The organism is Candidatus Electronema sp. JM, from assembly GCF_048287415.1.
In the GTDB taxonomy this organism is placed as follows: domain Bacteria; phylum Desulfobacterota; class Desulfobulbia; order Desulfobulbales; family Desulfobulbaceae; genus Electronema.
Map to the genome: position 1 here is coordinate 26,887 of NZ_JBLWEN010000048.1, position 21,327 is coordinate 48,213.

Genomic DNA, 21,327 nt, shown 5'->3' on the forward strand with positions numbered 1-21,327 from the left:
GGAATTATACTGCAAGAAGAGGCAGCAGTCACATCGCTGACGAGAGAAACATTTTCCGGCAGGCATTCTTTGCCATAGCTGCTGGCAAAGAATGCCTGGTGCTGAGAATAAACGCAGACAGTTACTTCTTAATCATGCCCTTTTTCCGCTTAATGATCTTCTTTTTTTTGAGCTTGAAGAGCCGCTGGGCATCGGACAGCCGTTTTTCGGCCTGGCGGATGAATTTTTCATGGCTGCCGATCTGATCTTCGCCATTGCGCTGGATATAGGTGCCGTCTGACTGCATCTCCCACGCATTGCGCTGATCATTGAATTCGACATCAAGGAATTTGCGCAGCTCGGCCCGCAGTTCTGGGGGCTCAATCGGGGTGATGACCTCCACCCGCTCCTCCAGATTGCGCTTCATGATGTCGGCTGAACCGATGAAATATTCTTCCTCGCCGCCATTGTGGAAATAATAAATGCGGCTGTGCTCAAGGAAGCGGCCCACCACCGAAATCACCCGCACATTCTCGGACAGACCGGGAATGCCGGGCCGCAGGCGGCAGCTGTCACGGACAATCAGATCAACCTGCACCCCTGCCATTGAAGCCTTGTACAGGGCCGCGGTGATGTCCTTGTCTTCTAGCGCGTTGGTTTTGAACTGAATTCGGCCCGGTGTTTTTTCGCCGTGCAAAGCGATTTCCCGGTCAATTTTCTCCAGCAGCTCTTTTTTCAGCACCCTTGGCGAAGGCAGCAGCTTCTGATAGTGCCGGTCCGGGGCGTAACCGGTGGTCAGATAGTTGAACAGCTCGGTTAAATCTTCGCCAATGATCGGATCGCAGGTGAGAATGCCAAGATCGGAGTACATCCGCGCTGTTCCAGCGTGATAGTTGCCGGTGCCAATGTGGGCGTAGCGGCGCAGGCCGTCAAAATCGCGGCGGACAACGAAAATCACCTTGGAGTGGGTTTTCAGCCCGACCACGCCGTAGGTGACATGCACCCCGGCCTCTTCCAGCCGTTCGGCCCAGCGGATATTGGCTGACTCGTCAAAACGGGCTTTCAGCTCGACCACCACCGCCACCTGCTTGCCATTTTTGGCCGCCTCCAGCAGACAGGGAATGATGTCCGAATCAGCCGAAGTCCGGTACAGGGTCATTTTGATCGCCAGCACTTTGGGGTCTTGGCTGGCTTCGCGCAAAAAACGCTGCACCGAGGTGTCGAAGGACTCGTAGGGATGCTGAAGCAGGATCGAGCCAACCTCCCGGATGATATGAAAAATGTTGCGGGACTCCCCGGAGAGGCGGAAATGGTCAAAGGGCTGATGCACCGAAAAGTGGAGGTCAGCCCGGTCAATGGAAGCGATCTGGAAGAAGTCGCGCTTGGCGATGATTCCGTTGACTGTGAACACATCCTGGCCTTCGTCAATACCCAGCTCGGCAGCCAACATGCCCCGGTGCGTGGGATTCATGCCCTCCTCAATCTCCAGCCGGACGATCTCAGCGAACTTGCGGTCGCGCAGAGCAGTCTCAATCACCGCTAAAAGATCGTTCGCCTTTTCCGCGTGCTGCTCGGTGATGGCGTTGCGCGTCACCCGGAACAGAGCGCAGGATTCAATCAGCAGGCCGGGAAAAACGATGGTCAAGTTATTGGCGATCAGGTCTTCAAAACGGATGTAGCAATGCCCGCTGCCAATCTTGATGAAACGGGGGATGCCCACTCCGGTCGGCACTTTGATCCGGTTGAGGAAGGTGTGGTCGTCGTGCTCGTAGCGCGTCACCACTAAAAGATTGAGCGAGAGGTTGGAAATAAAGGGGAAAGGATGGGCTGGGTCCATGCCCTGCGGGGTGAGCAGAGGATAGATGTTGTCGTGGAAATAACGATCCGCCTCTTTCTTCTGATCTTTGTCCAAGTGCTGATAGCTGATGATGCGGATGCCCTGGCCAGCCAAAAGGCCAAACAGCTCGGTCTCCAGCGTCTCCTGCTGCTGGAGGATGTCACGCACCACGTCCTGGCATTCGCTGATCTGCTCGCTGGGCGTTCGTCCGTCAACGGTCAGGCTGCGCACCCCGGCCCCGACCTGCTGCTTGAGGCCGCCGATGCGTTTCATAAAAAATTCGTCTAAATTGCTGCCGACTATGGCGAGAAACTTGACCCGCTCCAGCAGCGGGGTGCGGCTGTCTTGGCCTTCGTGCAGCACCCGGCGGTTGAATTCCAGCCAAGTCAGTTCACGGTTCAGATACCACTGCGACGAATCAAGATCGAATTCGTGTTTATTGACTTTTTCATCAGCCATGGCATCCTCCTTGGCTTCTGTCGGGAGCACCGGCGTTTGGCTTCCCTGTTCTGTCATCTGCTTGCCTCCCTGCTTAAGTTTATTTGCGACTAAGTTTTCTATTGTACCACAATTAAAGCCTGTTGCACAGAGGCAAAGCCGGTGCGGCGGGATTTCTCCATCGTGCCTGAAACGAACTGTTTTGCCAATCGCTGGAACAGAATATAATGCCGCGACTGCTGCTGCGGCAGTCTGGGGGCGGGAGCTTCGGCTCACCTGAATTTACTGCCGGAAATCAAATTTGCAGGCTGTAAACGAGCGGTCGAGGTGGCGGATGATTTTTTTCAGGCCGAGGAGATTGGCCACGCTGAACTGCACCTCCCATGTGCCTGCCGCCGCGCCGGGGGGGCTGCCGCTGAGGCGGCTGACCTGCACCACCCGCAGCTCGTCCGGCCCCTCGGCCAGGCGGCTGAAGAGGTAGTTGGACGTGACATCGGCGACAACGAACTTCTGCGGCTTGGGCACCGGCGTGTCGCCCAGCCGCCAGCGCACCTCCACCGCGTCCTCGCGCTGAAACTTCAGCTTTTTCAGCTGAAAGCAGTCCTTGCAGTGCAGCGATATGCCCCGTGCGCTGAGGAGACCGACCAAGCCTTTGTCTAAGGGAGTCGGACGGCAGCAGGCCGAGGATTTGACCACCACCGGATCCACGGTGGTCAGGATGATCCGGTTGAGGATGCCGGTCGGCTGCTGGAGCGCCAGTTCCCGGTTCTGAAGCAGGCCGTTGCGGATTTCGTAAATCAGCTCGCGCATGTGAATGCGGCCCTGTCCGACCCGCTGGAGCAGCTCGTCCCGCGAGGCAATGCTGAAATAGAGCAAAATGTGCTCCATGCCCGGATGCTCGATCAGGTCAAAGGGCAGGCCGTAGCGGCGCATTTCCTGCTCCAAAACCGCCCGCCCGGTGCTGATAGCCACGTGCCTGATCCGCTCGCGGAAGGCTCTGGCCAGCTCGCTGCGGGCGCGGGGAGTCTGGCAGCGGCTCTGCAGTTCCAGATCAAAATCCACCGGCGTATTTTGGCGGATGATGCGCACCACGCTGCCGTCCTGAAGCAGGTCGCCTGGTTCAGCCCGCTGCTTGCCGATCATCGCCCCGACGCAGCTATGGCCAATGTCGGTATGGATATGGAAGGCGAAGTCGAGCACCGAGGAATGCACCGGCAGGCAGATCAGGTCGCCATCGGGCGTGTAAGTGTAGATTTCCTTGCGCCCGCTGGCCGCGATCATTTCGCGGTACGACACTGCGTCGTCGCTGCCGAGGATGTCGAACATCTCTTGCAGCTCAGTGAGGAAGCGGTCTAATTTGCGGTCGCTCGGATTCCAGTCCTTCACCAAGCCGCACTGGGCACTGCGGGCCATCTCTTCCGTGCGGATTTTAAAAAGATATTTGCTGCCGTCAATGATCGCCTTGGCGTGCAGGCCCTGATAACCGGTGGGCTTGGGGTTGGCGATGAAGTCGCGGATGGTGCGCGGCACCGGCGGATAAATCTCGTTGAGCAGGCCGAGTATCTGGTAGCAGCTGATCCGCTGGCCGGTTGTGATCAGAATTTCCTGCGGGATTTCAATTTCCGTGCGCAGGATGTGGTTCTTCGGATCGTAATAGCCCCACAGCCCCTTGGTGCGGATGACCACTGTAGCGGCCACGCCCGCCGCTTTCAGCGCGGCCTCAATTTTTGCGGTCAAGGAGGAGAGGGACGGATTGCTCTCCAGCCTGCTGATATGCTGCTGGAGCTTGTTGCCCTGCTTGGGGAATTTATTCGCCAGTGAGCGGTTGTACAGCTCCCGCTTGACTGCGAAGAGACCGAGGATGGTGGCCAGCGGCGCGTAGAAGTCCAGCGTCTCGTCGGCGATGCGCTGCCGCTTGTGACGGGGCATGGAGTCAAGTGTGCGCAGATTGTGCAGGCGGTCAGCAATCTTGACGATCATCACCTCTGGCCGGGCCGCCGCGCCAGTGAAGAGCTGGCGATGCACGAGCTTTTTCAGGGCCTGCTTGTCGCCGCTGTGGTGCTTGACCTTGGTGCAGCCGACCACGATAGCCTCGACATTCGGCCCGAATCTTTCCCGGAGCAGGGCCGGAACGATCTCCTCCACGTCCTCGATGGTGTCATGGAGCAATGCGGCAGCCAGAATCTCGGCATTCTTAATGTCCAGCTCTTCCGCGAGAATGCGGGCCGTGGAGCAGGGATGGATGATGTACGGATCGCCGGAGCGCCGCATCTGCCCCTCGTGCGCGGCGGCGGCGAAGTCCAGTGCTTCGTAAAACAACTGCGCTGTCGGGCCGCTGCCGATCAGCACCTCCATCTCGCGGCGGTACTGCTCCAGATCAAATTTTTTCACGTCCATGCTTCCGTCCTTTGCGGGCTTCCTCTTTGGGGATTTGTAGTGTACACTGCGAACGCCGGGAAGCAAACAGGGAACAGGGAAAAATCTGCTTCCTTAACCTACACAGGACGAGCATGTCAAAAAAAAGGCTGAACGAGAAACGGCTGCACTATCATCACCGTAAGAAGAAACGCCACGAGCCGGAAATTCCTCTGAGCGAGCGGCTGCTCGCCTTCCTCAGCCGCCAGAAGGAGCCGCTGCCGCTCGCCGCTGTCTGCGGCGGCCTCGGCCTGCCGGAGCAGGAGCGGAACTTGGTCAAGGAGGCGCTCGGCGTGCTGGAGAAGGCGGGGCAGATCAGCCGCAACGGTCAACGCTGGCAGCTTGCGGCGCAGCGCGACCTGCTCCGGGCGCGGCTTTCGCTGACCAGCAAGGGCTTCGGCTTCGCAGTGCTGGACGGCAACGTGGCCAGGCAGCAGAAGGATGTTTTCATCCCCGCCTCAGGCTTGAACGGCGCGGGCCACGGCGACACCGTGCTGGTGCGGATGATCGGTTCGTCGTCCTCGCGGCCTGAAGGCGAGGTGGTGGAAATTGAGAAGCGGGCCTACACCCATCTCTGCGGCGTATATGTGGGCGGCCGCAGCATGGGCGAAGTCACGCCGGACAGCGACAAGCTGCCCTTCACCGTCCGGGTCAAGCGCAGCGAATCGATGGACGCTGAAGACGGCATGGCCGTGCTGGTGGAAGTGCTTGACTACGGCACGCCGCAGCGGCAGCCGCTGGGCCGGGTGGTCGAGGTGCTGGGGCTGCCGGACAGTGTGCCGGTGCAGCTGCGCATGGCGGTGCAGCAGTTTGATCTGCCCCGCGTCTTCCCGCCGGAGGTGGAAGAAGAAGTCGCCGCGCTCGTGCCGCTGACCGAATTGGACAAAGGCAGGCGCGACCTCCGCCATCTCCGCCATGTCACCATAGACGGGGCCACAGCCAAGGACTTCGACGACGCGGTCTGCGTCCAAAAAACGCAGCAGGGATACAGGCTCTTTGTCTCCATCGCCGATGTCAGCCACTACGTCCGCCCTGGCACCGCCCTTGACCGCGAGGCCTACCAGCGCGGCACCAGCGTTTACCTGCCGAACATGGTGCTGCCGATGCTGCCGGAGCGGCTTTCCAACGATCTCTGCTCGCTCGTGCCCGATCAGGACCGGCCCGCCTTCACCGCCATCCTTGATTTCGACGAGCAGGGCCGCCGGACTGGGGCGAAATTCGCCAAGAGCCTGATCCTCAGCCATTGCCGCTTCACCTACGACACGGTCAACGAGCTGATCTATCTGCGCGACAAGGCTGCCCGGCAGAAATACAAAGCCCACCTGCCGATGCTGGAGAAGGCCAAGGAGCTGGCCGCCCTGCTGGCGGAGCAGCGCAGCCGGCGCGGCTCGCTCGGCTTCACCATCCCGGAGGCCGACATCCGTCTTGAGGGCACAAAGATCGCCTCAGTCAGCCGCCTCAAGCGCAATCAGGCTCATCTGCTGGTGGAAGAATTCATGCTCGCGGCCAACGAGGCTGTGGCCGAGGAATTGGACAAGGCGGAAATGCCGGTGCTCTTCCGCGTGCATGAGAATCCCGACCCGGAGAAGGTGCGCGACTTCATCGCCACTGCCGCCGCAATGGGCGTTGAACTGCCCAAGCATTCCATCGGCCCGGCCTGGTTTGCCGAAGTGCTGGCCAAAACCAAAGGCAGCCCGGCGGAGTACGTGGTCAACAATCTCCTCCTGCGCACCATGCAGCGGGCGCGATACACGCCGGAGAACCTCGGCCATTTCGGCCTAGCCGCCGAGTATTATCTGCACTTCACCTCGCCCATCCGCCGCTATCCCGATCTGATCGCCCACCGTGTCTTGCAGAACTTGCTGACCAAGAAAAAGACCGCGCCGGTGCTGTCTGAGGGCGAAACGCTGGAGGCAGCAGGCGGCTTTCTCTCCGGCAGAGAGCGGACGGCGGTGGAGACCGAGCGCGACGCGCAGGCCCGACTGGCTGTGCTCTTCCTGCGCGAGCGGCTTATGGAAGAGTTCGATGCGGTGATTTCCGGCGTGACTTCCTTCGGTCTCTTTGTCGAGCTGGTGGACTGCCTGATCAGCGGCGCGGTGCCGGTCAAGGATATGAAGGACGACTGGTATCGCCACGACAGCACCGGCCATCAGCTGCTCGGCGAGCGCACGGGCCGCCGCTACCGCCTCGGCGATTTGATCCGGGTGCGGCTGGTTCAGGTGGACGCACTCAGCCGCAAGCTGACCTTTGCCGTGGCCGCCTGAGCGATGTCTGAGCAGGACGCGCTGAAGCCGCTCGCCGCCGGTCTGAGCGGTCTGACCGAGAGCTGGGGCAATCAAAAATATCTGCTCGGCCTGACCCGCCGCTGGCCGAAGATGGTTGGTCCGGTTTTGGCGCAGAACAGCCTGCCCGCCTACTTCCTCGGCGCGGAGCTGTGGATTTACACCACCCACGCGATCTGGATGCAACAGCTCGGCTTCGCTAAGCCGGAGCTGCTGACCAAGATCAACGATTTTCTTGCCGAATACGGCGGCCCGCAGGTCAGCGACCTGCGCTGGACGCTTCAGCCTGCGGACTTCCCTGCCCTGCCGGAACGGAAGCCCGTCCCGCCGCCTGCCCCGGTTGATCCTGCCGAAGAGCAGCGGATACTCTCCATGTCCGAAGCCATCGCTGACCCGGAAGCGCGGGCCGCTTTTGTCAGGCTCTGGCGAAAAATGGCAGCGATGCGCTAGGGGCAAGTGCCTGCGCTTGCCCTGCGCGGGCAAAAAAGAAGGTATAACCGTAGCTGTCAACTTTAGAAAAAATAAAAGCATAATTTATTTCGTATCATTACGATGAATAACGACAAACTTGTCTCTGTCATCATCCCTGCCTACAACCACGAACGGTTCATCGGCCCTGCGATTGAGTCTGTGCTGAAGCAGACCTATCCGCATTTGGAGCTGATTGTCATTGACGACGGCTCCAAAGATGCGACCGGCGCAATCGCCCGGAGCTATGCTGCTGATCCCCGCCTGAGCTATTATCATCAGGCCAATCAAGATGCCTACAACACGATCAACCGTGGTCTTAGTCTGGCGAAAGGAGAATATGTTGCCATTCTGAACTCCGATGATATCTATACGGTTGATCGTTTAGAAAAGTTGCTGGCAATCCAAAAGGAAAGCAATGCCGCCTGTCTTTTCAGCGATGTCACGCCAATTTCTGACAGCGGCGAGGAATTCGTTGACCCGCAGTTTGGCTGGAACCTCTGGCACAAGAAGAACCGGGACTGGTATTTCGCTTGCGGCGACCTGTTTACTGCCTTTCTCAAAGGCAACTTCATGGTCACGACCTCCAATCTCTTCATGACTGCCGAGGCCATGCGCACCGTGGGCACGTTCTGCTCTCTGCGCTATCTGCACGATTATGATTACATCTTCCGCATGATGCTGGCTTTTCCCGGCCAAGTGCGCTACGTCCATGACCAGAAGCTGCTCTGCTACCGCATCCACAGCGGCAACACCCTGGGCGAGGCGGCAGTCACCGGGCGGCTGCAAGACGTGGACGTGATCAGAACCTACATGCTGGCGGCCCTGCCGGAGCAATGGCGCAGCATCGCGGCAACCGGAACTGAACGGCTGCTGGAGCTGCGCGATGAGCTGGAGCAGGTGCGGGCGGAATTGGCAGGCCGAGCCGAGCCAAGCGTCCGCGAGCGGCTGAAGCTGCTGCTGGCGGCAGTCAAATACAAGCTGCGGAAGAAGCTGTCCGGGCGATAACCGTCACCCCTTATCTCTGCACCAACAATGGACATACTGCGCATACACGGAGGCCGTCCGCTCAACGGCAGCATCGCGGTCAGCGGGGCCAAGAACGCGGCCCTGCCTTTGCTGGCGGCCACCCTGCTGGCTCCTGGAATCCACACTCTGCGCAACGTGCCCGACCTGCGCGACACCCGCACCATGCTCAAACTGCTCCAGATCATGGGCGCGGCATGGGAGCGGGACGGCGGCACGGTGCGGGTGGACAGCTCCCAGCTCACCGGGGCGGAGGCCCCGTATGATTTGGTCAAAACCATGCGGGCCTCGGTGCTGGTGCTGGGGCCGCTGCTGGGCCGGGCAGGCTGCGCCCGCGTCTCCCTGCCGGGCGGCTGCGCCATCGGGGCGCGGCCTATAGATTATCACCTCAAGGGCTTCGAGGCACTGGGCGTGGTGACAGAGATGGCGGGCGGCTACGTTGAAGCCCGCGTGCAGGGCGAGCTGACTGGCGGCACCATCTGCTTTGACATCCCCTCCGTGACCGCGACCGAGAATGTGCTGATGGCGGCGGCGCGGGCCAAGGGTAAAACGGTGATTCAGAACGCGGCCAAGGAGCCGGAAGTCGGCAACCTGATTGACATGCTGGAGGCGATGGGGGCGCGGATCGAAGGCAAGGACAGCGACTGCCTCACCGTGACCGGAGTCGAGGAGCTGCGTCCGGCGGAGATCAGCATCATCCCGGACAGGATCGAGGCGGGCACCTATCTGATCGCTGCCGGGGCCGCAGGCGGCAGCCTTGAAGTGACGGACTGCGATCCCTCGCATCTCACCGCCCTGCTTGAGAAGCTGCGGGCCGCCGGAATGCAGATTGAAACGCAGGCCGACCGCTGCACAGCCTTCTGCGCGACAGACAGCGCGGGCCAGCCCTGCCCGCTGCGGGCGGTGAACATCACCACCATGCCTTATCCCGGCTTCCCCACGGATCTGCAAGCCCAGTTCATGGCCCTGATGACCCGCAGCAGCGGCGTGTCCATCATCCACGAGACCATCTTTGAGAACCGCTTCATGCACGTGGCCGAGCTGCGGCGTTTGGGCGCGGAGATCGCCATTGACGGCGGCAGCGCGGTGGTCACCGGCATTCCGCATGAGCGGCTGATCGGCGCGCCGGTGATGGCCACTGACCTGCGGGCCTCGGCTTCTTTGGTCGTGGCAGGACTGGCCGCTTCTGGAACGACTGAGGTCTCCCGCATCTACCACCTTGAGCGCGGCTACGAGCGGATGGCCGAGAAACTGCGCAAGGTCGGCGCGGCGATTGAACAGGTGCCGGAGGATTAGAATTCTTCCGGCAGGCCGGGCAGAGGCAGACAGACTTCCACTACGCAGCCGGTGCCTGTCTCCGGCTCTAAGAGGCGGACTCTGCCGCCATGTTGCTCGGCGAGCTGGCGGACGATGGACAGGCCCAGCCCGGCGCAGTTGGCTTTGGTTGAGAAGAAGGGGGTGAAGACCACCTCGCGCAGCTCTTCGGCGATGCCGGGGCCGTGATCCAGCACCGTGAGGCAGACGCAGTTGCGCCCGCTTGCCTCGCTCTCCCGCGCCCGCACCAGCACCGGCCACTGGCCGGTCTGCGCGGCGGCGGCGCAGCTATTCTCCAGCAAATGCGCGAGCAGTATCTGCACAAGCTGGCGGTCGGCCCAGCAGTCTAAATGGTCGGGAATGTCCAGCTCCATCGCGGCAGACAGCGGGCAGGACTCGCGGCCTTTGACTTGGCGGATGGTCTCCTCGCAGAGCCGCCTCAAGTCAAACCATTCCAGAGTCAGGGCCTGAGGCCGGGCGAACTGGAGGAAGTCGGTGATGGTTTTCTCCATCCGCACGGATTCGCGCAGGATGATCTCGGTCAAATGGCGGTTGGCCCGGCTGAGGGGATCAGGGCTGCTGTCCGCCGCATGAACGTTCTTCAGGAGCTGGGCCGAGCCGGAGATGGCGGCGATGGGATTGCGGAAGTCGTGGGCTATGGCCGCACTCAGTTCGCCGATGGCCGCCATCTTTTCGGTGTTGCGCATCTGCCGCTCCATCTGTTCCAGCAGGCTGACATCCTGCACGGTGATCACCTTGCACTGCGCCTCGCCGGGATCGTTCAGAGCCGGATCGGGTGGCAGGTTGAGCGTGGCGAAGGTGTGCCGCACCCGCGTCATCGCGCCGTCCTTGCGCTGCAAGTCCGCCACCTGCCTGCTCTGGTCGGTCTCAGTCAGCATCCCTGCCGGGAAAAAATTGCCGAAGGGCAGGCCAAGCAGCTCGGCGGCGTTGAAGCCGCTGATCCGCTCAAAGGCCGGGTTGCAGGAGGTGATGCGGTTGCGGCCGTCCACGGTGATGATGCCGGTGCCGATGTCATCAAAGACCTGCTTGTAGAGCAGGTGCAGGCGGTCGAACTGGACAAAGGTTTGCGAGAGCACTTCCTCGGTCTTGCGCAGCCGACCGGCAAGCAGGTTGCTGAGGAAGCCGATGGTGAAGAAAGTCAGCCCATAGACCGCATAGACATTGGTCAGGGTGAGGTATTCGGTCGGCGGCACATAGCGGGTTTGGGCGTAGAAGCGCGGGATGTAGCCCAAATACTCACAGGCGAGAATGCCGCCGTAGAGGATGGAGGTCGCCGCTGCCGCAATCAGGCCGCCAGTGCGGCTGAGGCTCATGCCGCCCGCGATCACCGGGAAAAGAAAGACCGGAGTGAAGATGGACTGGCTGCATCCGGTGCCCGCCACCAGCAGGGCGGCGAATATCGCATCGGAGAGGAGCTGGAGCAAACCGAAACGCGGCAGATGCCGCACCATGTTCTGGAGCAGGCCCGCCGAGCCGATGGAATAGATGAAGACCACGGAAAGAAAGGCCATGGTCACGGCAGGCGGCGGCAGGATGATATCCCGGCCCTTGGTTTGCAGCACCACCGTGATTGCGATCAGCAGGGTGAAGAGCAGCACCCGGATCATCAGGAGCCAGAGGATATGCAGGCGGAGCTGCTCGCCGCCGCTCTGCCGGGGCGACAGCTCGCTGATCAGTCGGTTCTTCATCTCAGCCAAGCCTGCGGAAGGTTGTTGTGCGGCAGCCATTGCGGTCTCAGTCAATGCCATGCTTCTTGGTCTTGTAGCGCAGGGAGCGGAAGCTGATCTTGAGCAGGTCAGCGGCCCGGATTTTCGAGCCTTCCGCCGCCTCAATGGCGTGCATGATCATCTTTTTCTCCATCCGGTCCACGCTCTCCTCCAAGCCCCGGTCGAACAGCTCGTCCTCATCCCAAGCACCGACAAAAAGCGGCGTTCGTGACGGCGGCGGCTCGCTGCTCTTCTCCTCCTTGCGGCTGGAAAGTATCAGGCTTTCCGGCAGGATGATGTTGGAGGACTCCAGGGCCACGCCGCGCTCGATGATGTTCTCCAATTCCCGCACATTACCAGGGAAATTGTAGTTCATCAAGACTTCCATGCCATAGGAGGAGATGCTCTGCGGCTCCCGTCCCATCAGCTTGGCGTATTTTTTGAGGAAGTGCTCAACAAGCAGCGGCACGTCGCCCTTACGCTCGCGCAGCGGCGGCAGGCGCACCGGCACCACGGCGAGGCGGTAGAAGAGGTCTTCGCGGAAGCGTTTCGCCATGACCTCCTCTTCCAGATTGCGGTTGGTGGCCGCGACGATGCGCACATCCACCTGCTTGGTGCGGGCCGAGCCGACCGGCATGATCTGCCGCTCCTGGAGCACCCGCAGGAGCTTGGTCTGGATGGGCAGGGTCAGCTCGCCGATTTCATCAAGAAAGACCGTGCCGGTGTGCGCCTGCTCGAAAAGGCCGGGCTTGTCCGCCACCGCGCCGGTGAACGCGCCTTTGACATGGCCGAACAGCTCGCTTTCGAGCAGGCTTTCCGGGATGGCGCTGCAATTGATGGCCACAAAGGGATTGGCGGCAACCTTGGACAGGTCATGGACAGCCTTGGCGATCAACTCCTTGCCAGTGCCGGATTCGCCGGTGATGAGCACGCTGGCCGGAGTGGGCGCGACCCGGCGGATGAGGTCGGCGATTTTGAGCATCTCCGGGCTGGAGCCGATGATGCCCGGCAGGCGGCCCGCCGGATCAGCCGCCGCCGCGTCGGTCTTGCGCTTGGCCAAGGCGGCCCGCACCACCTTGCGCAGCTCATCGACGTTAAAGGGCTTGGACAAATAATCAAAGGCCCCGTTCTTCATCGCCTGCACCGCGTCGTCCGGCGAGGCGAAGGCGGTGACCATGATCACCGGCAGATCGGGCTGGCGGCTCTTCAGCTCGGCCAGCAGAGCCAGGCCGCCCATGCCCGGCATCCGCACATCCGAAATCACCGCGTCAAAGTCCTTCTGCGCGGCAGCGGCCAAGGCGGCCTCGGCATTGGGCGCGGCAGTGACGGCGCAGCCTTCCCGATAGAAGAGGATGCTGAGAAAATCCCGCATACTCTGCTCGTCGTCAACTATGAGAAGGTTGGGCATGGTCTGCGCTGCTGGGGTTGCGTTTCACGAAGCCGTCTGCTCGCAGTGTAGCAGCGGAAGGGGCGAAAAGTCAATCTCCGCTTTTCGCAGGGGTTTGACAGCGCGGACGGAACAGGGTATGCTGGCGGCAGAATCTCTGCCCGCAGGAGCGAAGCCGCCATGAATGATCAGGAATCCTTGACCCAGCAGCCGCTGACCGAGCACCTTGCCGAGCTGCGCTCCTGCCTGATCATTTCCCTGATTGCCGCCTTTGTCGGCTTTGCCGTCGCCTATTCCGTGATTCAGCCGGTGGCTGACTGGTTCTTCGCCCCGTTAGTGCAGGTCATGCCGGAGCAGAAAAGCCTGATCTTCATCTCCTATCAGGAAGGCTTCTTTTTTTATCTCAAGCTGGCCTTAGTGGCCGGAGTGCTTTTAGCCAGCCCGGTGATTTTTTATCAAACATGGCGTTTTATCGCCCCTGGCCTGTATCAGCACGAGAAGAAGGCGTTGCTGCCTTTCACCATAGTCTCCTCAATCTGCTTCCTCGGCGGCGCGGCCTTCGGCTACTTGGTCATCTTCCCGCCGACCTTCCGCTTTCTCCTCGGCTATTCCAGCGCATTTCTGGAGCCGATGCCTGCGGTGAGCGAATATTTCTCATTGGCCCTCTTCCTGCTCATCGCCTTCGGAATGGTCTTCGAGCTGCCGGTCTTCATGGTCTTTCTCGCCAAGCTGGGCAAGGTGGACGCGCCCTTTCTATCGAAGAACCGCAAGTATGCCGTGCTGATCGCCTTCATTGTCGCGGCGGTTGTCACGCCGACTCCTGATCCGGTCAACCAATTGCTTATGGCCGGGCCGTTAGTCGTGCTGTATGAGATCAGCATTATCGCTGTGCGCTTCTTTGTAAAAAAGACAGTATGAAATTTACATCCCCTCCAGCGCAACATTGACCTCAGTCTGCGCATTCTCCCGCAGCAGGGTCAAGGTCACTGTTTCGCCAACCTCGTGTTTATCCAGCTCATCTTGGAGCTGTTTGTAGTCTTCAACCCGAACTCCGTTCACCGCAATGATGCGGTCGCCGAGAATCAGGCCGCCGCGCACCTGCTTGCTGCCGCGAATGCCCGCTTTCTCAGCAGAAGAGCCGGATTCAACATCCCGCACCAGCACGCCCTGCAAATCCAGCTCGCGGGTGATCCGCTGATTGACGAAACTGAGGCCGAGACTGGGCCGGAGCAGCTTGCCGCGACGGATGAGCTGCGGCACTACCCGGTTGATCTCATGCACCGGCACGGCGAAACCAACGCCCGCGCTGCCCCCGGACGGACTGTAAATCATGGTGTTGACCCCAATCAGCCGCCCTGCGCTGTCTAAAAGCGGACCGCCGGAGTTGCCGGGATTGATCGCCGCATCAGTCTGGATCATATTGCGGATGGCGCGTTTGGTCACCGACTGCATCTCCCGGCCCAGCGCACTGACAATGCCGGTGGTCAGCGTCTGGTCAAAGCCAAAGGGATTGCCGATGGCGAACACCTTCTGGCCGACCTGCAAATTCTCCGATTCGCCAACCATGATGGGCCGCAGCTTGTCCGCAGGCGCGGCAATTTGCAGCACTGCCAGATCACGGTCTGGTGCTGTGCCGACTAAAGATGCCTTCCATGTCGTATGATCGGCCAGCGTCACCTTAATCCGGCTGGCATCAGAAATCACGTGAAAATTGGTGACAATCCGCCCCTGCTTGTCCCAGATGAATCCAGAGCCTGCCCCCTCGCGTGGAATTTCATACACGTTGAGGCTGAACAGATCGAATTGCCGTTCCACCGCAATTGACGTGATATAGACCACCGACGGCGAAACTTCTTTGAACACGCTGATGGTGTTCTGCTCGTCCGCGCCCAGCTCGCTGCGCGGTGTCACCGGACGAGGCTCGGCAGTGCGGTCAAGCCGCCAGACTGCGGGCTGCACGGTGTAATAAAGGAGATAGCAGGCGGCAACAAGGAGCAGCAGCGTGAGCGGGCGGAATGAGCGGAAAAAACGCATGATCACAAAGGATGGTTTAGGGCCTGTTAACACTATTTGATTGCGACCATAATCAGGGAAAAAACGACAACCCCGATGAACTGACATCCAGTTTGTCAAACCGGGTGAAGATGCGGCGGAATCCCTTCAGCTTCCTGAACAGCCGCCCGACTTCATTCCGTTTTTCATGCAGCTTCTTGTCGTATTCCCAAGGCTGCATGTCGCCATCATCAAACAAGGCCTCCAGTTCCAAAATGAAGACAGCGACGCAGCGGCTTGTCATGCAGCTTGAATGGAAGAACGCCGTCAAACAAAGATGTTCTCACTCCGCCTGTTCTGATGTGTTCTGTCATGCACTTGGCAACAAACTCAGCCAGTTTGACAGGGACAGCATTGCCGATCATTTGCTCCAGATCAGTTTGTGTTCCTGAAAACTGAAACGATTTCGGAAAAGTCTGGATGTAGCTGCGCTCAATCGTTGTCAGCGGACGGATTGTATCAAGACTGACACCGGCTGGATCGCAGGCATTCAGCTTGTATCCCTTTGGAACCGGACGGTTCACGCCGCGCACTGTCGGACTTGGCTCATCAATGCTGAATATGCCGCGCCGGTTGTAGTTGCGTGGATGACGGTAATAATATTCCACCCCCAGAGAATCGCCTAAATATTCCCTGACAGTCATCGGTTGAGCAGACAAATTCTTTTGCATGATATTTGTCAGCGCATTATGCCTGCCGCCAAGCTGGCCGATGAGAAAAAAACGTTTCCGCGCCTGAGGCACCCCGCAGAATGAAGCGTCAAGGACGGCTGAGGTCAGTCCATAGCCTGCGCACTGAAGCTGCTCAATAATTTCAGACAGGATATTGCTTTTTTTGATCCGCTCGACATTCTCCATGACAAACCATTTCGGTTTGACTGCGCAGACAATATTTGCAAATTTGAACGTCAAATCCGCCCGGCCTTGGCTGGTGTCACGCTTGCCAGCGCTTGAAAAATCTTGACAAGGCGGCCCGCCCATGATCATCTCAGGATGAAATTGTTCAATTTTCCGTATGGACGAATCTTCATCATTCAAATCATGCAAGAAAACAGGATGGCTGAAATTTTTTTGGTACACGGCCACAGCTTTTTCCCAATTGTCAAACGCTGCAACAACATCATATCCGGCATTCTGAAACCCAAGAGAAAGACCGCCGCAGCCGGAAAAAATGTCAACGCATCTCATAGAAACAATCCAGGAGAGTTGAAAATTATGGCATCGAACCTTCTTTCAGGACTGAGCAGGTTCTGGCCGCCGCCAAGAATGATGTTTTTGATTTCATGTTTAGTGATTACCGGTATTTCTAACCTTTCGCAGCGCATGTATTTGTTTGTTATGTTCCCAGCAGAAGCAAACGCTTTGTCGTTTTTTGTGTTATACGATAGACTGTCAACAATCTGCTCGTGATTGAACCGGCCATTTTTTTTTATATCGTGCAACATTTTGCACAGCCAAACTGCGGTGCGCGTCTGCCTGCTGATTCCGTTCGCGTCTTTATTTTTGTTTGCTATCTGCGAGATGAAATAACAAAATGCCGCATCGCTCCAAACAAAAACATCCAAACAGTTCTCCGCAAGCTCAGGAGATTTGCCAACAGTCTTCCATACAGGCTGAATAAGAAAAGGCTTCTGTTTCGCCTCTAAATTGCAAGATATTTTTTTAACCGTCTCAATCAGAACCGGAATTTCAGCAAGCACCTCTTTCGGCTGCGTCCAATCCAACAGATCGAAGTCAGGGATATTTTCAGCGAAAGCATCTTTCAAGCCTGCTGCCACGCTGCACGCAAGATATGCGATGGTGTCTGGACGGACAACCAGCTCGCAGCCATAATCTTGTTCTGGCAAATCGCAAGTTGTGTTGTCCGGCAGCGCGGTCAGTTTGACTTCTAATCCAGCTAAACACTCGCCGGTGTCAGCGCGTTGAAGGACTAAGTCTGTCCGTGGAAGAACTCCGACAAGAAAACGCTGATAAGGAGAATGCTGCGCTTCAAAAGCAAAATAGATTTGCCCGCCAAGCGGATCGATGCCGAATAGTTTTTCTATGGCTGCAAATGCATGAGTGAATTTACCATGATCAACACAGAGATAATTAGCTGCTATCTTTTTTGATGAGAGATAACAACATAACGCCGCAGGAAATGAGGAGTTAAATTGATTCTTTCCCCATGCTTCCTTTTGGGTGAAATCTCTGTTGCTCTTATTCAGGCCAAAGAGTCCTGGCTGCATTTCGGTCATGGTTCAGTGCCGCTCATGAACGCAGCGGTCAGGTCGTTTTATTGCGCTCAAGGTGGTTGAGCGGAGCCGGAACCGCCGCCGCCTTCGACTTCGCTCAGGCAACATCGCGGTTTTGCAGGGGCAAAAAATCCTTCGCCCCTGCGGCTGCGCGTGATGCAATGACACGTCACGCCGCCTTTTTCCGCTCCTCGCTGTAGATGACCTCCGGGTATTTGCCTTCGCGGATGACTTCCTCGCTGATCACGCATTCCACGGCCCGCTCGTCCGAGGGCAGCTCGTACATCACGTCAAGCATCGCGCTTTCCATCACCGAGCGCAGCCCGCGCGCCCCGGCCTTGCGCTGCATCGCCTTTTTCGCGGCGGCGAGCAGGGCCTCTTCGGTGAAGCGGAGCTTGACCCCCTCCAGCTCGAAGAGCTTGATGTACTGCTTGGTCAGGGCATTTTTCGGCTCCTTAAGGATGCGGATCAAATCTTCCTCGCGCAGCTCGCGCATCGGCGCGATCACCGGCAGACGGCCCACCAGTTCCGGGATCAGGCCGAACTTGAGCAGGTCTTCCGGCTGCACCTCAGCCAGCAGATCGCCTTCGCTCCGCTCCTCGTCCAAACGGATTTTCGCGCCGAAGCCGATGGATTTTTTGCCGCCACGCCGCTTGATCACCTTGTCCAAGCCGACGAAGGCCCCGCCGACAATGAACAAAATGTTGGTGGTGTCAATCTTGATCAGATCCTGCTGCGGATGCTTGCGCCCGCCTTTAGGCGGCACCGAGGCGGTGGTGCCCTCGATCATCTTCAGCAGAGCCTGCTGCACGCCTTCGCCGGACACGTCGCGGGTCAGCGAGGGCGAGTCGGATTTGCGGGCGATTTTGTCAATTTCGTCAATATAAACGATGCCGCGCTGCGCCCGCTCCACGTCGTAATCCGCCGCCTGAAGCAGGCCGACCAGAATCGTCTCCACGTCGTCGCCGACATAACCGGCCTCAGTCAGCGTGGTCGCATCGGCGATGCTGAAGGGCACGTTGAGGATGCGGGCCAAGGTCTGCGCGAGCAGGGTCTTGCCGCTGCCGGTCGGGCCGATGAGGACGATGTTCGACTTCTGGATTTCTACCGCGTCCGCACCGGCGGCGCGGGAGCTGATCCGCTTGTAATGATTATGCACCGCGACAGCCAGCACCCGTTTGGCGAAATCTTGGCCGATGACGTAATCATCCAGATGGGCGTGAATTTCCTTCGGCTTGAGCAGGCGGGGCGGTTCGACCGTCTTGGCCGCTTCGCCTTCCGCAGGCTCATGAATCATGCCGTTGCAGATTTCCACGCACTCGCTGCAAATATAGACATCAGGGCCGGCAATCAGCCGGGCCACCTCGGCCTCATCCCTGCCGCAGAAGGAGCAGGCCCGCGAGCCGGAGCCGCCGGTCAGTTCCCCGCTCATCCTTTAGCCTCCTTCTTGCCGCCTTCCTCCCGGCGTTCCAGCACCTTGTCGATCAGGCCGTAGTTCTTCGCCTCCAGCGCGGTCATGAAGTTGTCGCGCTCAGTGTCCTGCTCAATCTGCTTGACCGGCTTGCCCGTGTGCTTGGCGAGGATGCTGTTGAGATCAGCCCGCATCCGCAGGATTTCCTTGGCGTGAATCTCAATGTCCGTGGCCTGGCCCTGATAACCGCCCATCGGCTGATGAATCATGATCCGCGAGTTGGGCAGGGCGTAACGTTTGCCCGCCGCGCCTGCGGCCAGCAGGAACGCGCCCATCGAGGCCGCTTGGCCCATGCAGAGTGTGGCCACGTCGCAGCGGATGTACTGCATGGTGTCGTAGATGGCCATGCCTGCGGTGACCGAGCCGCCGGGCGAGTTGATGTAGAAGGTGATGTCCTTGTCCGGGTCGTCAGCCTCCAGAAAGAGCAGCTGGGCGACGATCACGCTGGCCACGTCGTCAGTGACCGGCGTGCCGAGAAAAACGATGCGCTCCCGGAGCAGACGGGAATAAATGTCAAAAGCCCGCTCGCCGCGCGGACTCTGCTCAACCACCATAGGGACGAGATTCATGATTGCTCCTCAAACAAAAAAACCGGACAGCGCATGAAGTCTGTCCGGCTGTCTCTCAAAAGAAAGGGTCTGTTTATGCCGCTGTCTCAGCCGCCGTTTCCGGCTCCGGTTCTGCCGCCGCTTCAGTGATGACTGCCGCATCCAGCAGGAAGCGCAGGATTTTTTCATTCAGCAGCTCGGCCAAGAAGGGCATGATCTCCTCGCGCCGCTGGAAATACTGCTTCACCTCCGGCACCGTCATCTTGTACTGCATGGCGATGCGCTTGTAGCCGCGCTCGATGTCCTCGTCCGCCAGCTTGATCTCCTCCAGCTCGGCCACCTTCTTCAGGAGGAAATCGCCTTTCACCCGCTTCACGGCGGCCTCGCGGTTCTGCTTGGCCAGCTCGTCGCGCTTGATGCCAGCGGTTTCCAAAGTCAGACCGGCGCGTTTCAGCCGCTCCTCGGTCTGGTTGATCATCTCCTCCACCTCGTAGGCAACCGCCCGCTCCGGCACCGGAAATTCATTCATGCTGATCAGCTTCTGCATGACCCGGTCAGCCAGATCGCCCTCAAGAGCAGCCTCGCGCTGTGTCTTCAGCTCGTCGGCAATGCCTGCCCGCAGCTCGGCCAAAGTGCTGTATTTCGCGTCCACATCCTTGGCGAACTCGTCATCCGCAGCCGGTTTGACCCGCTCTTTGATCTCCTTCACATCCACCTTGAATTCGATCTTCTTGCCCGCCATGACCGGGTTCGGGTAATCAGCCGGGAAGTCGGTCTCATACAGAGCGGATTCGCCTTTCTTCAGGCCGATGAGCTGCTCCTCGAACTCCGCGCCGAGCCGCTTGGTGCCCACATCAATCGAGTAGTTCTCGTTGTGGACTTCCTTCATCGCCTTCTCATTGTGGAAACCTTGGAAATCCACAATGACGATGTCATCCAAGGCCACGCCGTGCTCGTCGTCGGCAGTGCGCAGCACCGCGTGCTTGCGGCGCAGCTCCTCAATCTTGCGGTCAACATCCGCCTCGGTCACGTTCACCGCAGGCTTCTCAATCTCCAAACCCTTGTACTGGCTGATCTCGAAAACCGGCTTCACATCCACCAAGGCGACATACACAAAAGAGCCGTCCTCGGCAAAACGGGTCTCGCGGATTTCAGGATGCACAACCACGTCCAGCCCTTTCTCCTCGATTGCATCAAAATAGCTCTCCTGCACGAGCTGCTCCGCTGTCTCGGCCTTCACCCGGTCGCCGTAGTTCTTCTCCAATATGGACATTGGAGCCTTGCCCTTACGGAATCCCTTGAGATGCACTTCTTTTTGCAGTTTGCCGTAGGCCTTGTCCATCTCCTTCCGCACCGCGTCCGCAGGCACGGTGACGGTGAGCTTGCGGGTCAGTTCGCTCAGTTCTTCGACTGCTATTTCCATCGACTCAAATTCCTCGGTTCGGATTGCCTGCCCTGGGCAGAAGTTATCTCAATCCAGGCAGGCGCATCAGCTTCATGCCGCCCGTCTCCTGAATATGGGACCGTGTGTTTTCAAAGGGTTGGTGCGAGAGAGGGGGGTCGAACCCCTATGCACTACGTGCGCTGGATCCTAAGTCCAGTGCGTCTGCCAGTTCCGCCACTCTCGCGTTAATCCTGTAGTATTAATCAATGAACAGCTCTTCGTCAAGGGCGATGGCGCAGAAAATGCGCTGTCGGGACAGACAGCCGTTGAAAATTTGCCGCTGCCATCATAGCGCAAACTGTCATATCCCGCCTGTCAAGCAGAGGAGAATGCCGCAAAACGGCGCAGCGGTCAATTTCTTCTTTTGATCGTGAAATAAAGCAGCAGATAGCCAGTCAGCCCGGAGAGCAGCGAACCGGCGATGATGCCCACGCGCTCGTCAAAGCCTGCTGCCGCGCTGCCGCCTTGGAAGGCCAGAGAGCCGATGAAAAGGCTCATGGTGAAGCCGATGCCGCAGAGCAGGGCCACGCCGTACAGGCCGATCCAGCCTGCGCCCTTGGGCAGATCAGCGATTTTCAGATTGACCGCTATAGCTGTAGCATAATAAATTGACTACAGGTCAAGCTGCTGAAAGAGATCATCAACAGAACAGCCAAGTTTTCTTCTGCGGGCTTTTGCTTGTGCCCATTTATTTTCAATCGGATTG

At 58.9% G+C, this 21,327-nt stretch carries 16 protein-coding genes, 1 tRNA gene and 1 pseudogene; 5 read left to right on the forward strand and 13 right to left on the reverse strand.

Translation table 11 applies throughout. From position 1 onward, the window contains the following. Positions 1 to 121: 121 nt before the first annotated feature. Positions 122 to 2,275 (reverse strand): polyphosphate kinase 1, encoded by a 2,154-nt coding sequence (ppk1, locus tag ACNKH6_RS10665; protein ID WP_417915548.1) that lies wholly within the window; start codon positions 2,273 to 2,275, stop codon positions 122 to 124. 261 nt (positions 2,276 to 2,536) lie between these two features. Further along, entirely contained in the window at positions 2,537 to 4,651 is a 2,115-nt protein-coding gene (locus tag ACNKH6_RS10670; protein WP_417915549.1) for an HD domain-containing protein, read from the reverse strand. 113 nt (positions 4,652 to 4,764) lie between these two features. Between ACNKH6_RS10670 and rnr the strand changes: the two genes are divergently transcribed. The 4 genes from rnr to murA all read left to right on the forward strand — a co-directional run bounded on the left by rnr (position 4,765) and on the right by murA (position 9,741). Further along, positions 4,765 to 6,933: a ribonuclease R gene (rnr, locus tag ACNKH6_RS10675; protein ID WP_417915550.1), complete on the forward strand. Its 2,169-nt coding sequence runs from the start codon at positions 4,765 to 4,767 to the stop codon at positions 6,931 to 6,933. A gap of 3 nt (positions 6,934 to 6,936) precedes the next feature. After that, positions 6,937 to 7,401: a DUF721 domain-containing protein gene (locus ACNKH6_RS10680; protein WP_417915551.1), complete on the forward strand. Its 465-nt coding sequence runs from the start codon at positions 6,937 to 6,939 to the stop codon at positions 7,399 to 7,401. A 102-nt stretch (positions 7,402 to 7,503) separates the two neighbouring features. Continuing rightward, a complete protein-coding gene (locus ACNKH6_RS10685; RefSeq protein WP_417915552.1) occupies positions 7,504 to 8,427 on the forward strand; it encodes a glycosyltransferase family 2 protein in 924 nt (307 codons plus the stop codon). 27 nt (positions 8,428 to 8,454) lie between these two features. After that, positions 8,455 to 9,741: a UDP-N-acetylglucosamine 1-carboxyvinyltransferase gene (gene murA, locus ACNKH6_RS10690; protein WP_417915553.1), complete on the forward strand. Its 1,287-nt coding sequence runs from the start codon at positions 8,455 to 8,457 to the stop codon at positions 9,739 to 9,741. Here murA and ACNKH6_RS10695 read toward each other — a convergent pair. Beyond that, on the reverse strand, positions 9,738 to 11,507 hold the full coding sequence (locus ACNKH6_RS10695; protein WP_417915554.1) for a two-component system sensor histidine kinase NtrB: 1,770 nt from the start codon (positions 11,505 to 11,507) through the stop codon (positions 9,738 to 9,740). The genes murA and ACNKH6_RS10695 overlap by 4 nt on opposite strands. Before the next feature lie 7 nt (positions 11,508 to 11,514). Then, positions 11,515 to 12,894, reverse strand: a complete 1,380-nt coding sequence (locus ACNKH6_RS10700; protein ID WP_417915555.1) for a sigma-54-dependent transcriptional regulator — start codon at positions 12,892 to 12,894, stop codon at positions 11,515 to 11,517. A gap of 159 nt (positions 12,895 to 13,053) precedes the next feature. Here ACNKH6_RS10700 and tatC point away from each other — a divergent pair, with 159 nt between their 5' ends. Next, a complete protein-coding gene (tatC, locus tag ACNKH6_RS10705; protein WP_417915556.1) occupies positions 13,054 to 13,791 on the forward strand; it encodes a twin-arginine translocase subunit TatC in 738 nt (245 codons plus the stop codon). Between the two features lie 3 nt (positions 13,792 to 13,794). Here tatC and ACNKH6_RS10710 read toward each other — a convergent pair whose 3' ends face one another. The 9 genes and pseudogenes from ACNKH6_RS10710 to ACNKH6_RS10750 form a co-directional block, all read right to left on the reverse strand. Next, positions 13,795 to 14,907 carry a S1C family serine protease gene (locus tag ACNKH6_RS10710; protein ID WP_417915557.1) on the reverse strand — a complete coding sequence of 371 codons (1,113 nt, stop codon included), beginning with the start codon at positions 14,905 to 14,907 and terminating at the stop codon, positions 13,795 to 13,797. A gap of 32 nt (positions 14,908 to 14,939) precedes the next feature. Then, a pseudogene (locus tag ACNKH6_RS10715) lies at positions 14,940 to 15,106 on the reverse strand (IS5/IS1182 family transposase); the annotation flags it as partial. Positions 15,107 to 15,116: 10 nt separating this feature from the next. Further along, positions 15,117 to 16,112 (reverse strand): DNA cytosine methyltransferase, encoded by a 996-nt coding sequence (locus ACNKH6_RS10720; RefSeq protein WP_417915558.1) that lies wholly within the window; start codon positions 16,110 to 16,112, stop codon positions 15,117 to 15,119. Continuing rightward, positions 16,109 to 17,161 carry a HindVP family restriction endonuclease gene (locus tag ACNKH6_RS10725; RefSeq protein WP_417915559.1) on the reverse strand — a complete coding sequence of 351 codons (1,053 nt, stop codon included), beginning with the start codon at positions 17,159 to 17,161 and terminating at the stop codon, positions 16,109 to 16,111. Before ACNKH6_RS10725 ends, ACNKH6_RS10720 begins: the two co-directional genes overlap by 4 nt. A gap of 166 nt (positions 17,162 to 17,327) precedes the next feature. Next, the gene (gene clpX, locus ACNKH6_RS10730; protein WP_417915560.1) at positions 17,328 to 18,590 is read right to left on the reverse strand and encodes an ATP-dependent Clp protease ATP-binding subunit ClpX; all 1,263 of its coding nucleotides are present in this window, start codon (positions 18,588 to 18,590) and stop codon (positions 17,328 to 17,330) included. Then, positions 18,587 to 19,198, reverse strand: coding sequence for an ATP-dependent Clp endopeptidase proteolytic subunit ClpP (clpP, locus tag ACNKH6_RS10735; RefSeq protein WP_417915561.1), 612 nt, complete (start codon positions 19,196 to 19,198; stop codon positions 18,587 to 18,589). Before clpP ends, clpX begins: the two co-directional genes overlap by 4 nt. A gap of 73 nt (positions 19,199 to 19,271) precedes the next feature. Beyond that, positions 19,272 to 20,600, reverse strand: a complete 1,329-nt coding sequence (gene tig / locus ACNKH6_RS10740) for a trigger factor (RefSeq protein WP_417915562.1) — start codon at positions 20,598 to 20,600, stop codon at positions 19,272 to 19,274. A gap of 119 nt (positions 20,601 to 20,719) precedes the next feature. Further along, positions 20,720 to 20,805 (reverse strand) — tRNA-Leu (locus ACNKH6_RS10745). Positions 20,806 to 20,972: 167 nt separating this feature from the next. Next, on the reverse strand, positions 20,973 to 21,230 hold the full coding sequence (locus ACNKH6_RS10750; RefSeq protein WP_417915564.1) for a Na+/H+ antiporter NhaA: 258 nt from the start codon (positions 21,228 to 21,230) through the stop codon (positions 20,973 to 20,975). Between the last annotated feature and the right edge of the window lie 97 nt (positions 21,231 to 21,327).

What these genes read in the sequence shown, in the direction of transcription:
- ppk1 (WP_417915548.1), bottom strand. Translation starts at nt 2,275, where the DNA reads ATGGCTGATGAAAAAGTCAATAAACACGAATTCGATCTTGATTCGTCG.
- ACNKH6_RS10670 (WP_417915549.1), bottom strand. Translation starts at nt 4,651, where the DNA reads ATGGACGTGAAAAAATTTGATCTGGAGCAGTACCGCCGCGAGATGGAG.
- rnr (WP_417915550.1), top strand. Translation starts at nt 4,765, where the DNA reads ATGTCAAAAAAAAGGCTGAACGAGAAACGGCTGCACTATCATCACCGT.
- ACNKH6_RS10680 (WP_417915551.1), top strand. Translation starts at nt 6,937, where the DNA reads ATGTCTGAGCAGGACGCGCTGAAGCCGCTCGCCGCCGGTCTGAGCGGT.
- ACNKH6_RS10685 (WP_417915552.1), top strand. Translation starts at nt 7,504, where the DNA reads ATGAATAACGACAAACTTGTCTCTGTCATCATCCCTGCCTACAACCAC.
- murA (WP_417915553.1), top strand. Translation starts at nt 8,455, where the DNA reads ATGGACATACTGCGCATACACGGAGGCCGTCCGCTCAACGGCAGCATC.
- ACNKH6_RS10695 (WP_417915554.1), bottom strand. Translation starts at nt 11,507, where the DNA reads ATGGCTGCCGCACAACAACCTTCCGCAGGCTTGGCTGAGATGAAGAAC.
- ACNKH6_RS10700 (WP_417915555.1), bottom strand. Translation starts at nt 12,894, where the DNA reads ATGCCCAACCTTCTCATAGTTGACGACGAGCAGAGTATGCGGGATTTT.
- tatC (WP_417915556.1), top strand. Translation starts at nt 13,054, where the DNA reads ATGAATGATCAGGAATCCTTGACCCAGCAGCCGCTGACCGAGCACCTT.
- ACNKH6_RS10710 (WP_417915557.1), bottom strand. Translation starts at nt 14,907, where the DNA reads ATGCGTTTTTTCCGCTCATTCCGCCCGCTCACGCTGCTGCTCCTTGTT.
- ACNKH6_RS10720 (WP_417915558.1), bottom strand. Translation starts at nt 16,112, where the DNA reads ATGAGATGCGTTGACATTTTTTCCGGCTGCGGCGGTCTTTCTCTTGGG.
- ACNKH6_RS10725 (WP_417915559.1), bottom strand. Translation starts at nt 17,161, where the DNA reads ATGACCGAAATGCAGCCAGGACTCTTTGGCCTGAATAAGAGCAACAGA.
- clpX (WP_417915560.1), bottom strand. Translation starts at nt 18,590, where the DNA reads ATGAGCGGGGAACTGACCGGCGGCTCCGGCTCGCGGGCCTGCTCCTTC.
- clpP (WP_417915561.1), bottom strand. Translation starts at nt 19,198, where the DNA reads ATGAATCTCGTCCCTATGGTGGTTGAGCAGAGTCCGCGCGGCGAGCGG.
- tig (WP_417915562.1), bottom strand. Translation starts at nt 20,600, where the DNA reads ATGGAAATAGCAGTCGAAGAACTGAGCGAACTGACCCGCAAGCTCACC.